General features: G+C 41.0%; 13 protein-coding genes. All 13 read right to left on the bottom strand.

Annotated elements, in window-relative coordinates; genetic code table 11:
* Positions 1–281: 281 nt before the first annotated feature.
* Complete coding sequence (locus AC1DG9_RS12215; RefSeq protein WP_337716683.1) at positions 282–1,298, bottom strand: FecR family protein; 1,017 nt, start codon at positions 1,296–1,298, stop codon at positions 282–284.
* Between the two features lie 60 nt (positions 1,299–1,358).
* Positions 1,359–1,886, bottom strand: a complete 528-nt coding sequence (locus AC1DG9_RS12210; RefSeq protein ID WP_288879097.1) for a sigma-70 family RNA polymerase sigma factor — start codon at positions 1,884–1,886, stop codon at positions 1,359–1,361.
* Positions 1,887–2,135: 249 nt separating this feature from the next.
* The gene (locus AC1DG9_RS12205; RefSeq protein ID WP_172659998.1) at positions 2,136–2,453 is read right to left on the bottom strand and encodes a hypothetical protein; all 318 of its coding nucleotides are present in this window, start codon (positions 2,451–2,453) and stop codon (positions 2,136–2,138) included.
* 147 nt (positions 2,454–2,600) lie between these two features.
* Positions 2,601–2,933, bottom strand: coding sequence for a hypothetical protein (locus AC1DG9_RS12200; RefSeq protein WP_477634689.1), 333 nt, complete (start codon positions 2,931–2,933; stop codon positions 2,601–2,603).
* 44 nt (positions 2,934–2,977) lie between these two features.
* Positions 2,978–3,157, bottom strand: coding sequence for a hypothetical protein (locus tag AC1DG9_RS12195; protein WP_172659996.1), 180 nt, complete (start codon positions 3,155–3,157; stop codon positions 2,978–2,980).
* 108 nt (positions 3,158–3,265) lie between these two features.
* Positions 3,266–5,485 (bottom strand): IPT/TIG domain-containing protein, encoded by a 2,220-nt coding sequence (locus AC1DG9_RS12190; RefSeq protein ID WP_337716679.1) that lies wholly within the window; start codon positions 5,483–5,485, stop codon positions 3,266–3,268.
* Between the two features lie 33 nt (positions 5,486–5,518).
* Positions 5,519–8,761, bottom strand: a complete 3,243-nt coding sequence (locus AC1DG9_RS12185; protein WP_477634688.1) for a TonB-dependent receptor — start codon at positions 8,759–8,761, stop codon at positions 5,519–5,521.
* A 14-nt stretch (positions 8,762–8,775) separates the two neighbouring features.
* Positions 8,776–9,786 carry a fasciclin domain-containing protein gene (locus AC1DG9_RS12180; RefSeq protein WP_337716675.1) on the bottom strand — a complete coding sequence of 337 codons (1,011 nt, stop codon included), beginning with the start codon at positions 9,784–9,786 and terminating at the stop codon, positions 8,776–8,778.
* 34 nt (positions 9,787–9,820) lie between these two features.
* Entirely contained in the window at positions 9,821–11,047 is a 1,227-nt protein-coding gene (locus tag AC1DG9_RS12175; RefSeq protein WP_288879095.1) for a fasciclin domain-containing protein, read from the bottom strand.
* 21 nt (positions 11,048–11,068) lie between these two features.
* Positions 11,069–12,148 carry a fasciclin domain-containing protein gene (locus AC1DG9_RS12170; protein WP_477634687.1) on the bottom strand — a complete coding sequence of 360 codons (1,080 nt, stop codon included), beginning with the start codon at positions 12,146–12,148 and terminating at the stop codon, positions 11,069–11,071.
* Between the two features lie 24 nt (positions 12,149–12,172).
* Positions 12,173–13,369 (bottom strand): hypothetical protein, encoded by a 1,197-nt coding sequence (locus AC1DG9_RS12165; protein WP_337716673.1) that lies wholly within the window; start codon positions 13,367–13,369, stop codon positions 12,173–12,175.
* Positions 13,370–13,382: 13 nt separating this feature from the next.
* Positions 13,383–15,107, bottom strand: coding sequence for a DUF4397 domain-containing protein (locus tag AC1DG9_RS12160; protein ID WP_477634686.1), 1,725 nt, complete (start codon positions 15,105–15,107; stop codon positions 13,383–13,385).
* 2 nt (positions 15,108–15,109) lie between these two features.
* A partial coding sequence (locus tag AC1DG9_RS12155; RefSeq protein WP_477634685.1) for a TonB-dependent receptor domain-containing protein occupies positions 15,110–16,815 on the bottom strand: 1,706 nt, incomplete at its 5' end.

The following is a 16,815-nucleotide window of genomic DNA, read 5'->3' as shown; positions in this document are numbered from 1 at the left end:
GGTGAAAGCCACATTACGCATATTAATACTAATGCGCTTATCCAGTCCGCTTTGACCACGTACTGCAGAAGCCGCTACCAACTGAATGGAGATCACTGAAATAAGACTAATTACTAAACATGCATGCATAATTATTTTCATAAGGCGCCTAGCCTCATTAATTTTTTTCATAAATTTGAGTTGTTTAAATTTTTACGATTTAAATGATAAGATATAGTCAACGGTTCGCCGCCGTTTGGCTAAGAATTAAGGCCGTTCCTGCGCAAACAGGATCGGTTTTTTTATTTGTTGCTACTGCATGATCCTCCTCCTTCTATGTAAATGGTTTGTCCTACAAATTTTGATCGTATGTTCATAGAGAGATTTAGTGTTTTAAGAACTTCGTTTATAGATTTGTTCCTGAATCTTGCAGTCAGCTTGCAACCGGTATAGTTAGTTTTTCCGGTATTGATTTTGATGTTGTACTTTCTTTCTAAGGCTTCAAAAACTTCATTAAACGGAGTCTGTTCAAAGATCAGTTCACCTGACACCCAAGAATCTACATCACTACTGGAAATGCTTATTTTATGGGCCACAGACTTTCCCCTGTTATATATCAATTTTTCACTTGGCAATAGAAATACTGCCTTAGTAGTTTCAGATGTGGTTACCCCGACCTTACCCGAATTGACGGCAACTACCATAACCCCTTCGGTATCATAAGCCCGTACATTGAAACTGGTTCCATAAACCGTAGTATTCATTCCTGCGCTACTGACGACAAAAGGATGTGATGAATCATGCGTGACTTCAAAATATGCTTCTCCTTTCAGTTTCACCAACCTTAGCTTATTGTCTCTAAAGTCACGTTTATAGCGAATTTCACTTCCTGAATTCAGCCATACGAGTGTACTGTCAGGCAATAAAACCCTGATCATTTTACCTGCTCCCGCACTTTTCAATACCCATTCTTCAGGCTGCGCTGAGTTTTGAGCTGATCGGTAGTAAAAAAGCGCTGTAAGCAGGAAGATACCGGTCATTGCCGCAGCCAGGCCGTACTTCCACCAACGGGCAGCATTATCTACCAGTGTAAGCTGAGGTGTTGGGTTTGTTTCAGAAATTCTTTCTCTTACGATTTCAAAATCTAGCTGTTCTTGAGCAGGTAACTTCTCTGTCAACTTCCAAAGCACTTGTATCTTTAAATATTCCTCTTGGTGTCCTCTATTTTCGATAAGCCAGGCATCAAGCATGGCCGCCGACTCGGCGGTCTCTTCAGCAGACAATCGCTTAACAATACAATCCCATAATTTATTATCCATAATTATCCTCTTTCAACAGTAAAGACAATTGTGCAGGCAGAAAATACGGGCTGTAATCGGTTAAGCTTCTGTTAACTTTCTATGAATTAAATGTTGGGACCGATCATAGATAAACTGCATACTTTTTGAAAGATGGTCTTCTACAGTTCTAACCGAAATCTGCAGCAATTCCGCTATCTCTGCATAGCTGAATCCTTCTATTCTGTGCATTTTAAAAACCAGTTGCCGCCGCTCGGGAAGTTTACTAATAAGAAAATGTAGAAAAACCAGTTGCTCAGATTCACTGGTAACCTCATCGGCAAAGGAAAGATCAGAAATTGCAGTGAGGTCATCCTGCTCAAGTAAAGTCAATGAGTTGTTCTTATACTGCTTCAGGTAATTAAGCGCGGAGTTTTTTATCGCCCTGAACAAGTAGCCTTTTAAGTTATCAGGACTGGTTTTGTTAAACCAAAGCTGCACAAATAGGTCGTTCACCAAACTGGCAGCGGCTTCTTCATCCTTTACAAAATAAAGGGCATATTGATGCAGCATGCCACTCCAGCGTTTATAGAGCACCTCAAAATTAACCAGCTCTTTATTTGACCCCATGATATTACCCGCAAAACTCGGCAAGGGATATAAATAAGATATTAATTGTGGGTTACTTTTACTTTATTGTAAAAAGATTTTTTTGCAGGTCTGAGCTCATGCCCACTGGTGTTTTCCCATGTTAAATTTTTAGCTTGCTATAAGCGCAAAGTAGGACAAATCATTAAACTCATTGGTATCTTATCAATCTCAGCTAAATTTTAAAAAGTATATCCCTATGCCTTTCTTATTGAAACTGATCTGCTAGGATTAAAATGATGATCTCCCGCTATGTATGATATTAGCTAGTTTTAGTTTGTATATTTTAGGAGTATCTATAGCGCATCCCATAGTTAAAGTGGCGGTGCCAGCGATATTAAAATCAAAACCCACCTTTTCTCCAGCTATTTTTAAGGTCTGGGAGAGACCAGTTGCTTTTATTACATTAGTATACTTAACTCCATTAAGGGTAAGGGTATCACCATATTGCTGAGTTGCCGAGGATGATGATACAATTTCAATTAGCCAATAGTCTTTTGAAGTATCCTCATTACAGCTCTCCTTTCCAATTACATATCCGCTGGCCATCTCATAGGGGGATTTAAATGGATATTTATTGTTGCACCCTACCACGATAATGAAGATTAGTGTTGAAAGATTTAATATTGTATGTTTTTTGTTCACTTGAATTTGCGTCTAAGGGATCAATTACCTTATTTCTTAGGTAGTGATCGATCAAAGGGGAGAATGGTATAAGACCAATTTCCCTTTTTTTAGTTTATACTTCAAAGATGTACCTGCGAGCTGGTGATCAAGAATCTGTTTCAAGGAGACCTCTTTATAACTGCTCCCTTTTGCCTGATAGGGTGCCAGCACCCGGATATTGAATTCAAAAGTTGTACCCACGCTCAACTGGAGTCGATAGATGACACTTTCCAGTATTTCTGTCGGATAAACGATGATACTGATCTTTTTTTCCAGCATCGTCACCTGATCATAGCCGTAAGGGAGATMTGCAGGACAGAAGGTGGCCATCCAGCATAACAACAGAATTATATTTTTAGGCATTTGGCTTTTTCTTTAACTGTCAGATATGATCTTTATCATGCTTTTCAGGCTTCAGCTCTGACTGGTTCAGCTCTCGCTCTAATTTTTTCTGGTCCTTCCTGTTCCTGCGGATCAGGAATAGGATCAGGGCAATGACCAAGATCAGGACGGGTACGACAACCAGGTAATTGATTTCCATAATGTTTTTTATTGAACTGATACAGAGACAAATATAAAAACAGCATATGAACTGTATGTTAACCGTGAATTTTTTAATTGCTCAGCTGATGTGTTTGTAAATAAACCGGGCCAGCGACTGCCGGCCCGGAATTGAGCATAATCAAACTTGAAACTTATTTTAAAAACATTTTCCGGATTGCATTATTTCCTGCATCGACGATATAAATATTACCATCTTTATCCATAGCCATGTCATCTCTGTTGCGGAACTCTGCATCCATCAACCCTCCATCTTTATATGACCCACTAGTCGATTGACTGGAAACCGTGCTCAGTTCATTAAGCGTAATATTCAGCTTTCTGGTTGTTTGTTTAAAACCATCAGAGAAATAGAAGTTRCCTTTTCCGTCGTAAATGAATCCTTTTGGAATAGCCAGCATCGATTGATTTTTAGGGCCATCAGAATTTCCAAATTCACCATTTCCTGCCCATCCACGAAGGTTTGACGCATCGATCAGGCCAAAACGATTAATTAAAAGATTATCATTATCTGTATAGTACAGGTAAGGACCTATAATGACAGGCCTCGAGGCTTCATTCCCCCCATAAAAACCTCTTACAGCCGTTCTGACTCCAGACTTATCAACCTTTGTTAAACTATACTGCGTTTGCACATATAAATCTCCATTATCATCAATAGCCAGTTTACCAGGTCCATTAAGGTTTACTGCGTAGGTATTTACCACACCTGCAGGTGTAATTTTACGAATGCTGTTATTTAAACCGTCGACAACGTATAACACATCCTGCTTGTCAATTACGATACCCGAATTAAAGCTAAAATTAAACCGCGCTGCAGTACCTGTACCGTTCTGATTACCGGTTTCTCTTGTCGGGCTTCCTGCGAATATCGAAACAACGCCTTCTGGAGTAATCTTTTTAATTACATGGTTATTAAGTTCCATCACAAATACGTTTCCACGGCTATCTACGGCAATACTTGCACCACGCTCACTGATATCCAGAACTGTTTGATTTGGCCCACCCGCTAAAGTCATTACACCTGCACGGTTAAAGTTAACCGGTGACAATGCACTTTGACCTGCATTTACCACTTTTACCGGACCAGATGTTAATGCAGGTGGTGTAATTACCACCAGGCTGGTAGCTGTTGCACTGACTATCTGTGCTGCTAGCCCATTAAAGGTCACTGTATTTGCTGATGCAGTAGCACTAAACCCTGTTCCGGTAATGGTAACCCGTGTACCTGACAGGCCATTGTCAGGAGTCATTTTAGAAATGCCTAAACTCTGGTCTTTAAAATCAGGGCCCTGAACAATCTGATCATTTACATTCAAGATTACCTTCCCATCACCTGTTCCACCTGGAATAGTTAAGGTAACCTTAAAAGGCGTTGCAGTAAGAACAGTGGTACTTTTTCCATTTATAGTTACCTTATTTTCATCTGTATGCGGGCTAAAGTTTGATCCCAAAATGGTCATTTCAGCACCTGACGGCCCACTCAACGGCGTTACAGATTCAATTACCGGCATGGGCACAACTGTAAATACAGGTCCAGTCGCTTTTTGATCATTAATGGTAACCGATACCGGGCCGGTCTGCACATCGGCGGGCGCAACAACCACAAGATAATCCTCGGCCGCTTCAGTTACCAACGCGAGTTTACCATTAAAATCTACATGGTTACCGGCAGTTACTTCATCAAAACCACCTCCAGAGATTTTCACACGTGTACCTTTGCCACCACTTGCAGGCTTAATACCAGATATGACCTGGAACTTAAAGGTTTGTCCTGAAGCCTCTTTTCCATTTACCTTAACGGTTACCGGACCGGTGCCTGCGTCTTCAGGCACTTCAGCTACCAGCAGATTGTCACTGGCACTCACTACAACAGCCATTTTCCCATTTATGTACACTTCTGCCGGGCCTGTTGTACTGCTAAAACCAGCACCAGTAATACGAACATGTGTTCCAGCAGCCCCGTTTACCGGACTGATCGCCTGTATACTTAGTTCCTGATAAGTATAATTACCAATACTGATGCTTTCCTCATTTACTTTCATTATAATGGCACCGCTTGTTGCCGAAGCCGGTGCACGCATTACCACGGCAGTAGAGCTTGCGCTAACAATTTCAGCCTTTACACCAGAAAATGTGGCCGATATTTCATCGGCTTTATTGCTAAATCCTGTGCCTTCTACCGTTACCAGTGTGCCCTGGGCACCACTGTTTGGATAATAATCTGTAACCACCAGAGGCACTTTAACTAGTTCTGTCTTGTCCTTTTTACAGGCACTAGTGAACAAAATAAAAAGGCTTAGCACACCGATCCACTTATGCATCCCGGTATTAAATTTTCTTGAATAACTCATATCGTATATCATATTTCGTTTGATCTGTATCACTTAAAAAGTATATCTCGCTCCCAGTTGCAACTGCGTTCTTGAACCATAGTAATCAATACTATAAGGCTTACCAGGCGATTTAAACTGGTACAATGGATATTCACCCGAGTTTTGAGATGGAGGGAATAGCACCGGCGTTAAACCAACACTTGAGGTAGAGTTAAAAGTATTTGGAGAGAAATACTGAACTCCCCAACTCCTGTTGACTAGATTGGTGAGGTTCATTACATCAGCGGTAAACGTAATAAACTGCTTCTTATCGGCACTCATAAACAAGTCATGTGAAACATGAAGATCTGCCTGTACATTCCATGGCGTACGTCCTTCATTTCTTTCTGTAAACCCACCGCGCTTACTGCTTAAATATTTATCTGCATCTATAAAGCTATTAAAGGCCTCTGCCTGCTTAATGGCAGTTGAGGCAGCGTTGTCCTGGAAATAACGAACTGCCTCTTCTCTGTGAGGGATATAGGCCAGACTTACCTGTTGTGGCAATCCCTGGATGCTATTATTAACAACACCATAAGTAAACGGACTGCCAGATTGTGCACTTATAAACAAAGACACATTGGTTTTACCTGCCTTAGCCCACATTTTGTTGTAACTAATGGTACTTACAATACKGTTTCTGATATCGAAGTTACTATTGGACAACGTAGGGTTATTGGGTACCAGTGACTGATTCAACTGCCAGTTAGATTCCATTGAGTTACGCACACCATTGGAAAGGTCTTTTGATTGACCATAAGTGTAAGACACCGAAGTCTGCAGCTGATCAGCGATGTTTTTGCCAATAGTAGCTGTTAAACTGTAACGGTATCCTTTGCTGGTATTGCTAAGAAGATAGGTATTTGAAAAACGCTGATCTACCGTTCCGCTATATACCGGTTGCTGATGGTCTTTATCATAGCCATAATAGGTTGGATTGTCCTGTACATTCAATTGCTGAAACAATACATCTTTAATATTTTTAGTATAGATAGCTTCTACACCAAATTTCCACTGGCTAGCTGTAGTATAGTCCAAACCTAAGCTGGTACGCAATACCTGCGGCATCACAAAACCATTGTCAATTAAATCGATCTGGGTTTTGCCACTATTAGAATTATTGGTAATTGCACCGTTCTCGCGTATAAAATCGGCAATACCATTTGCACCACCGGCAAGCGGGTTGCTACCGGGCACAAAAGGTTTCTGATCAGCCTTCTGGTCAAAACCTCCAAAGCTATCGCCATTGTTATAGAATGCATACGCCAACCAGGCCATAGGAATTCGCCCTGTAAAAAGCCCTGCGCCCCCACGTAGAATGAGGCTTTGATCACCATTCCAATCATACCTAAAACCTACTCTCGGCGACAGCTGTATCTTATTCAAATAGTTGTTCGTAATCCTGCTTAAAGGTGTATAAGTATATGTGTTTCCAAAATAAGGATCGGCTGATGCTGTACGGGTCTTTTCGCTCAGTTCTGGTCTATCACCCAGATAAGCCATATCTGCTCTCAACCCGGGAATTACTTTCAGCTTTTCAGATACGCGGATTTCGTCCTGAAAATATAAACTATACAAATTGATATTAAACTTAGCACCCGGGTGCTGTTCAATATACGAACGGCTGTTGTCTTCATAACTGTAAGCACCACGAACACGGTAAGGATTGTTGCTGAGGTAATCTTCGATACTTAAGTAATCTACCCTCCCGTTCCATGCGTTTACAAAACCATAAGTGATGTTATAAAACTCATTATGTGTACCCATGGTAAGGGTATGCTTACCAATATTCCAGTTTAAATTGGCAGTAAGCTCTAATGTACGCTGTTTCATATCAAAAATACTGGCCTCACGATCGGTGCCTACGTAAATGGTGGTACCGGGTGTTCTGCCTGCAATTTGTACCTGCGGCAGACTTGGATCACCAAAGGGATTTCTTGAATCGTTTACAGCAGTAAAGCCTGCCAATAAATTACCAGATAGGCTATTATTAAACCTGCTTTTGAGTTCGGCCACTGTAGAACTCTGGTTATTCTTTTGCAAAAAGGCCATGCTGCTGAACCTAAAATCCTGCTGATCTCTGTCCATATGGGAAGCTTCAGAAATGATCGTGTTATTTCTAACTGCAAGCTGATGTTTGTCGTTGATGTTCCAGTCTAAACGATTAAAAAACTTGGTCGACTTGGCATAAGTATTAAACAATCCTGCAGTTCCGGCGTTAAAGAAATTGGCAGCAGTAATGTCAGCCGCATCTTTAGCACTTAAAATATGACCGGTTTCGGCAATACCTGCAATCAATTGTGAAGGATCTTGCCTATGAGTAATCTCCTCATTGCTAAAGAAAAATAATTTATTCTTGATAATGGGGAATCCCACACGAAAGCCGGTCTGGTAATCGTAAAAGTCGCTGTTCATTTTCCCTAGTGATCCTACCCTATCCTTGCCGGTTACCGCAGCATTACGGCCGAAACCATATATCGAACCACTTAAAGAATTGGTTCCACTTCTGGTTACTGCATTTACCGAACCTCCCGTAAAGTTGCCGATCTTAACATCATAAGGAGCTAAATAAACCTGCATATCCTCAATTGCGTCAATGGATATTGGATTAGTTCTGGTTGAGCTTCCTGCCATTCCAGAAGTACCCGACTGGCCACCCAAGGAAGGACTAAACCCAATGGCATCATTATTAATGGCACCATCAATTGTTACGTTGTTATACCTGAAATTGGATCCGCCAAAACTATTGTCTTTACTGGCCTGTGGCACTAAACGAGTAACGTCGGTTATACTCCTTGATACAGTAGCCATATTACGAACCTGATCGGCATTGATGTTTTTTCCTGAGCCATAAGTACTTGCCTGAGCTCCTTTTTTTGTGGCTTTAATTGCCACTTCCGTAAGTTGTTGTGCCTGGTCGCTCAATGCAAAGTTTAAAACGACTGCCGCACCCAAACGGATAGAGATTCCATCCCGCTTATCGCTTTTCATGCTCATCATAGTTGCTTCTACTGAATACGGGCCTCCAATACGAAGATTGGGCAAATAATAATGTCCGTTTTTATCTGTGGCTGTGGCATATTTTGTACCTGAAGCCTGATGTATCGCCGTAACAGAAGCACCCGGTAGCGGTTGTCCTCCGGCATCCAGCACGTTTCCATTTAAAGTACCACTGGTTTCCTGGCTTACCGCAGCAAAAGGCAGTAACATACACAGGAGTAAAAATATTTTGTAAATTGTATTTCTTACTGTCATCTCTAAAATCTTAATTACTGTGTAATTTTCAATAGGCTTCCAATGGTATGTACTACCCCATTACCGGTAAGTACATCCTGTTTTGTCAATTGGATAACCGATGTATTTCCTGTTCCTTTCAATTCAATACCTATAAATGCACCGGCGATCTGAGGATTAGGTTTAAGGATTACCTGAATAGATTTTCCATCAATCATGGTTTGGTCACTACGGTTAGATGTACCAGTACTTAGCACATAATCGTATACAAACCTGCGGTCAGACAAAATATGATAGCGCATTAAGCCCAGCAAAACTGCAGGGTCCATGCTATTGATTTCTTCAATAGTATGCAGTCCGAAGGCGGTCATTGCAGCATTACTTGGCGCAAATACGGTATATGGGCCCTGACCATTTAATGTTTCTGCTAGACCAGAACGTTGTAAAGCCTGATAAAACAGACTTAAATCCCTGTCTGAAGCGATGGCTTCTATAACCTTACTATGGCTGTATGGCTCCAGTACACGATCTATAACCTGAATTAATCCATTAGATGCACGTACATTTTTTGAGACTATTTTGGATCCATTAATTGTTAAAATGGTATCACCTTGTTTCACCCAATGTGTTACAAAAAGTTTACCTCCGTTAGCAGATTTGACCTCCTGGTTAAACAAAAAAGGCAATTTATCAAACTCATAAACTCCATTTAGGATGTGGTAATTCATGATAGAGGATACCCTGGAAGGATCCATACTTAAGATGGCTGTTGCATTTCCAAAACCCGCATTTTCAAAAGCATCATCTGAGGGTGCAATAGCGGTATACAAACCTTCCTTGTCAGTAATTTTGGCCAATCCTGTCCTTATCAAGGCAGTATTATAGACAGAAAGGTTAAAATTATCTGCTATAATTGCGCTGATCTTATTGTTATCGACAACTTTAACGGCATCATCCTTTTTACAGCCGTTAAGGATCATACTACAACTGATCAGCATAAGGAAAATGCCCAATGGCCTAATTGATATTCTATGTAAATAATTCATGTTTCTATTAATCTTTATGAGCTAATGATACCGGTCAGAATTTAAAATCCTTAGGCGGCATTAACCGGTTTACCGCATGTATTGGCCCCATTAAAGTGTTGATGTCTCCCTCAACAATGGTTGCGGCCGAGTGAGCGGATGATTTGACTTTTACAGTTACTTGTCCTGCTTCATTTTTACCAAAATCAAATGGCACATACATAATTGGAATAGTTCCCGAATACCCAGAGGTAGTCAGCGCATAGCCCGACAATAGTTTATTGTTCAGATCGTTCGAATAAAAACTATCCGGATTATCGTCTCCGGGGCCCCAACCGTCCCTTTCTTTAAAAATCCTACCCCAACGATGCATGGTCAATAAGGTATCCGTTGCATATCCGGTACCGACTTGCTCATAGGTATCCCAATCAAAATACGGAAGAGGATTACGGTTATTCAATGCCATCAAATCATCCACAGTCTTAAATCCTGCCTGATGAAACGCTTCATCTGTGGGAGCAAAAATAGATTTGAAGATCAGGTAATTATCGTCGATCGACAATCCTTTGGGAAATCGATCGCGATCAACTGCCCCCATCATAGCCTCATCCCAAAGCATATCGGTTTTGGTCATAATTTCAATATACATTCCAAAACGGCCATCATCCTGCAAAGCCTGTAACATTGTTTTTTCTGGTTTTTTCAGCACGTGATCTATTGGCCAGAAGGTCCCGTTTTTTGCCAGAGTAACAGCCGAGCCTCCGCTTTTTTTACCATTAATCAGCAATTCGTTGCCCGACACATTGATGTATTGTCGGTAGAAATAAGGATCGGTCTGGTATTGGTTATCATATCCCTTTACTTGTATATGGGTATTTTCCAGCAAGCTGATACCAATCGTATTTTCTCCCCTTTCACTCAGGTCTTTAGGGTTAACAGCCGCCGATAAAGTATGGTAAAGCAGCAAGCTATCCAATAAAGCAGGGCTGGTGTTATTAATGACTTCTAAAGTCATTCCATCTGCAGTAAACGCCGCATCACTTGGCACCAAAAGGGTTATAGGGGCATTACTACCTCTTTTTTCTATAATACTGTTCATATTGCTGCGTTTCCAGGCTGCTTTAAAAAGTACATATGGTGATGCCTCCAGCACCTGGTTCAGTGTAATAGTTAAATCTTCTGCAGGTACCTGCACACCTTCAACTTCAGGCTGAAATTCAGCTTTTCTGCAAGATGCCAATGTTATAAATAACAGGCAGATATTGATAAGTTTTAAATTCATCTTATTCTTGTTATAAATCATCTAATTACTCTTTATTGCCTGCTCAGGAAGGATTAAAATACCTTGAAGGTCTTGTACCAGGCCATTATCGGTAAGGTTATCTATCGCTTTCTGATCGTGTCCTTTTACATTAGTCACAATGTCATAAGGGAAGTTCTTATTCGTCCTTACTTCAATATTATAGCCAATAGATTGATCGTAAATGTTGTCGTAGTTGAACCTGCCGGCAGTAATTGTCATGATATAAGTATCATTAGCTACCGGATGATAGTAAAAGGAATCGTTGTTGATGATACTGAATACCACAAAATCTGACACAAAAAAGTGCTTCTTTCTCATCACATAACAGCCAAACAGACGGTCGCCGATATAACTATTTACATTTAAGCCGGCAATTACCTCCGCAGTCATACCATTCGCTTCAAACTCCTTATTTTTTGGGGCCAGTATGGTGTAAGGTCCCTCTGTTGCCAGTTCATCCCAGAATCCGAACTTCTTTAATCCGCTTACCAGGATGCTATATTCAGGTCTGGCAGACAACCAACCTTGTACGGTGGTATTTGCAGTAGATTTCATTACCCTGTCCAGTACATGTAAGGTACCATTTGCCAGCGTTACATCTTTTCTGCTGGCAAGTGAGCCATTAAAATATAAAGTATTGCTGTTATCTCTGCTAACAATGGAAGCATACAATTCAGTCCMCGCCAGTGTACGGTAACGCACATCTATCCCATTAAAAGGAATATCCTTTAACATTATCCGTTCATTTAAAATATGGCGTTGTACCAGAAATTTTAATGTATCAGGGTTCATTTTATCAAAATCGCTGGGGCGGTTTATCCCTATGATATTAAAGGCAGCATTACTGGGGGCTAAGATTGTAAATTGCCCGGCACCGTTTAACTCTGGTCCTATTCCTGTTTTCTCTATTGCCGAAGCAAATAAGCTGAGGTCATAGTTATTCTTTACAAAGTCAAAGCCAGGTCGAAAATTGTCATTCGCCTTATCAATATGAAGATCGTCGTGCTTACAGGCGTTTAAACCCAGCAACCACAACACCGACAGGAAGTAAAGGCATTTCTTTAATGATTCGTATTTCATTATTCTAATTATTGGATTAAACCATTAGTAAACTGGAGGCGCATATTTACGCTGTATGGTACTGAGGTAAACATTTCCATTTACAATCTCAATGGTATTTACAGTGGCAAACGACCGCGGGTTATATTTACCGGAGTGGATGTTTACAATCATATTGGGCATTACGATCTCGTTCCATTGCCTGTAATCCGGGTACGGTGTTAAACAGTTTATAGAAGCCCAGTTCCCATCCGTTTGATTTACGGTGGGGCCATAAGGAATATTTCTAATGTCCATGCCGGGTGCCAGAAAATCAAACCGCTGCCACATGTCAGTAAAAATACCTCCAGCGCTTGCATCGGCAAACAATGGAAAACTGTAATACGGGCTAACTTCAAGTACGTCAGCGTTTCTGGTTAAATTGCCCAGATATTTTCCGTTATAACCGGATATTTTTGGTGAAGAAACAGTCCTGTTTTTATACAGGGTTACAAAAATATTCATCTGGTCTTTTACACCATTTCCCATGGCTCCCTTTCCGTATTCGTTGCCTCCTTTAGCGTCGTTATCTGCCTGCCAGTATCCCTTGGCACTCATGTTATAGAAGTTAACATAGATTGAGGAATCGGATAATGGCAGTTTGTGAAAATTCTCTTTTCTAAGGTAAATGCCATTCCTTTTCGTCAGGAAATCTTTCTGCAACACATGCAGGGTATATACCTCCTTGCTATCCAACACCATCGTAGTATCGATCAGGAAACTTTTTTTCAGTTTAGGATCCAGGTTAAAAAACGGAACGGTGTTTTTTGGACGGAACATAAACACAATGCGGTGTTTACCTGATGGAATCTGCGCCCAGCTGCTTAAATCGAAACCATTTAAAACAGGTCCGACCAACACATTTTCCCTGCCCGGATACTCCGGGTTGTTTACACTTGTCCCACTCCCAATATGAGATGGGTAAGGTGGCGCATAAGGATCACGCTTATCCAGAAAATCCCCTTTAATCTGAGCGCTGACTGGCATACCGTTCTGATCCATTTCCGGATCAATCAGCATCGTTAAAAAGGGGAGCTGTTCGTCCTTATTATCTATTCCAATCTTATAATTCAGGTTGTTAAAAACCCTTAGATAAGCTGGATCATCGATTTTTTTATATTCTACTTTAGAACAACCTATCGCAAAGCACGACAGAGCGATAGCAGCGTAAAATATGACATTCTTCATTCTTGATAGTAACATAATGTTGTCTCTTTTATTTGGTGTGTTTCAGAATAATCATCCTTGCTTTTTGACCAGAAGGGACTGATGTACCGGTACTGCCGACCAACGCAATGGTATAAATACCAGGCTCATGGTTTGGTAAACCACCCCTCACATATAAGCTCGGTCGGGCAATCAGGTCCTGTCCTGTTAATACAGGTATGTCACTTGCCCAGCTTCCGGGAATTACCCCTGGCGCAGAACGGAAAGCCATAATTTTATATGGAATATTATCCTGATCAATTTGTATGTATGGGGCTTCGGTCGGGAAAATACCAGGTCTCAGGTTATTTATTGCCGCCGGATTCTTATTGTAATTATGAAGAAAAGACTGACCGTTATCTTTTGTAAAAGTGACATAGGGTAAGTCCGGGCAAAGGTTAAGAAAACGGATACTAAAAGGATAGTCTAGCTTATTGCGCACATACGTGGCGTCATCTGTGGCCGTATTACCCGGAATTACCCTGCTTAAGTCATTAGCCACCGCACTAATGGTTGCCTTACCACTGGCGTCAGGATGAATCCATAAAGTAAAATTAGTATTAGGATCTAACCTCAGCTGATTACTGGCCAATACATTTCCAGCTGCATCTTTAGCTTCGATGGTATAATTTCCCGTTATATAATTCTGATAATCTGTATGCTCGGTATAGGCTAGTGCATTACCCAATACATTTCCATTCATGGTTATTTTAACCMCGTCTATGCCTACCAGGGTATTTACTGCCTGCACTCTTGCATAGGTTACATTCAGTGGTTCACTGATATCATTCATGATCATGATGGCATTCTGATATCCTGAAACCTGTTCACCAGGATTACCGATTAAATATGGGATCGTAAAATTATATGGCGCAATAACAATGGTATAAATCCCTCCTGGCACAAAGCTTTTAAATGCACTGAAAGTTAGGTGTGTATCCTCAGGAGGCCAGCCACGGACAGAGGTAAGGGTTGATGTTGCCGGAAAAATCGGCATCTTAGTAGTACCTGGCACCTGAATCCCTGCTGAGGTTAACACCTTTAGCTGCGCGGTAGTATAAGGCAGTTCGATATAATCAGAATATTGCCCCGGCAAGATGTTACTGGTCGTACCACTTACTGGTGTGCCATCAGCCCATGTAAGGCTCATTGGCCCTACCAGGTTCTCCATATCACTTATCTCAATATTCGAAGAAAGATTGAGCAGCCTTACTTTAAACTTGGCAGGATCTGAAGGGGGAGAAACCGCACGCGGAATTTTTAGATATTTAGGTTCTCCGTCTACAATACGTTCTGTGGCGAGCAGGTAATAATCCATAGCCTGTGCTGCATCTTCCTGAAGATCGATTGTAAGCTTATCACCCGGAGTATTATACCCCCCAATTTCGGTAAAAAAGCGGGCCTTTCCGTTTTTTAAAAGCGATTGAGGAATGTTCCATGTTGAACCCAGTTTACCCCCGTTTTCAGGAAAATATTTAGTGCCCGGTATTACTGTAGAGATTGGATCTGTAGGCAAAACATACCTGTTATTGGTCAGTGTATCACCATCCATTATCACCTGACCATAATTCCCCAGGTTTATAATACGCAGTGATGAGTTTTTACGAGCGTCTGTGATTAGCCTGTTATCGTACTCAAAATCCTGCTTTTCCTTTTTACAGGAACCTAGCCCCAGCAACATCAAAAATCCAAGGAATAATGGCAATTGCTGAGTGTATTTCGTTAATTTCTTCATCTTTAATACAAATTATAAGTGAACCCCATCATAAATTCTCCCCCACGTTTATAACTGCGGTTCAGGTATTTATTTCCATACCATTTACCACCGGTACCTGGGTTGGCATATACGGTTTCAATTGCAGGATTTAATATGTTTTTAGCATATCCCTTAAAAATAACGCGCTTAGTTACACGTTGACTAAACACAAAATCCAGCATAGGCACCGGACGGGTATACAGATCGGGCTCGCCGGTTAAATTAATCTGTATCAAACGCTCACCAACCATGTTAAATGTGCCGGTAAGGCTGGTACCTGATTTCTTATTGTCGTAATTTATCCAACCGTTAATAGAGAAGGGGGCTTGCTCAAACAAAGGGCTGTTATCTGGCGTATGCCTGTCCAAAGACCTGTTGGCTTCCAATCTTTCCGGTGATTTTTTGATATCACTTTGTGCCAGTAAAAGGTTAGTTCCTGCAAAGAAGTTGCGGAGCGGGTCCCACATCCTTCCCAGGTCTTTTACAATCTCGAATTCTACTCCCCATACTTTACCCACGTTTGGATCATTTTCAAATCTGATGGTTGGATATTCAGGATATGTTGCTGCTAAACCACTGGTTTTTAAGCTAAAGACCTTATACAACTGATTTTCAATCCTTTTGCCAAACAAAGACACCGCGATAACTTCTCCACTATTAGGGAACCACTCCCACCTAAAATCCAGGTTTTGAGTGTATTGATTGATCAGATTAGGATTACCCACAACCAATCCCATTTGGAAAGCATCAAATTCAAATACATTGGTAATCTCTCTTAATTCGGGTCTGGCAAGTGTAGTATTAAAACCAGCCCTGAAGTTCATATTTTCCCTAAAATTATAAGTGGTGTTCAAAGAATAGTAAGGCTTATAACCAGGCTTATAAACCGAGTTAGGACTCATTAAAGTAAGCGGAATATTGGTACCCGGAGCTGTTAAAGCAGGATCAAGGAACACACCTGAAGTATCAACGGCCGACTGGATATTGGTAGATTCAAAACGAATACCACCGGTGAATCTTAAATCTTTGGTCACTTTTAAATCCAACATGGCATAAGCTGCCTTGGTCTCAAAAAAACCGGTATAGTTGTTCGGCGATTTCTGACTGTTGTATAAGAATCCTCCTACCGGGCTTGCGCCTTCGCCCATGCCTGCAGTTGGTGCATGAATGCCAATAATCTCATTGCTCACCAAACGATCCAGGTTTCCGGAAACTGTATACAATGGCAAAGACTTGTTAGAAGAAAAATTAGAGCCTGGTAAGAACAACACATTTTCTGTAAATACCCGGTCGCGGTTCAGGTAATTTACTCCGGTTTTTAGCTCTTGCTTTTGTCCGAATAATTTAAACGGCACAGATAAATCTGCCTTATAGTTATAATTGGTCTCATCCAGATTTCTGTACCGCCGACCATTGGGCTCGGCCTGTATAATTCCATAAGCACCAAAGCCATTCACATAACCAGAAGAAAGTGCGTATAAATGTGTGCTAAAAACCTGATCGGGGTTGGTAACAACATTACCAGATGTAGGTTTCTCATAATATCCTCCATTGCGTGGTGTATAGTCTGCCAGGGTTACAAATCGATAATCAGGATCATTCTGACCTGCTTTAGAAGAGGAAATATTATAACTTAATTTAGGCGAGTAATCTGATTCCAAAAACTTGTGTTCAAAAACTTGTGTTC

This window comes from Pedobacter sp. 05L430, assembly GCF_056397585.1.
The sequence above is the reverse complement of the archived record's forward strand: the minus strand, read 5'-3'. Positions and strand labels throughout refer to the sequence as shown.

Bases quoted from the DNA above. Each gene is read 5' to 3' on its own strand.
- AC1DG9_RS12205 (WP_172659998.1), bottom strand. From the start codon at position 2,453: ATGGCCAGCGGATATGTAATTGGAAAGGAGAGCTGTAATGAGGATACT.
- AC1DG9_RS12195 (WP_172659996.1), bottom strand. From the start codon at position 3,157: ATGCTGTTTTTATATTTGTCTCTGTATCAGTTCAATAAAAAACATTAT.
- AC1DG9_RS12180 (WP_337716675.1), bottom strand. From the start codon at position 9,786: ATGAATTATTTACATAGAATATCAATTAGGCCATTGGGCATTTTCCTT.
- AC1DG9_RS12165 (WP_337716673.1), bottom strand. From the start codon at position 13,369: ATGTTACTATCAAGAATGAAGAATGTCATATTTTACGCTGCTATCGCT.
- AC1DG9_RS12210 (WP_288879097.1), bottom strand. From the start codon at position 1,886: ATGGGGTCAAATAAAGAGCTGGTTAATTTTGAGGTGCTCTATAAACGC.
- AC1DG9_RS12175 (WP_288879095.1), bottom strand. From the start codon at position 11,047: ATGAATTTAAAACTTATCAATATCTGCCTGTTATTTATAACATTGGCA.
- AC1DG9_RS12215 (WP_337716683.1), bottom strand. From the start codon at position 1,298: ATGGATAATAAATTATGGGATTGTATTGTTAAGCGATTGTCTGCTGAA.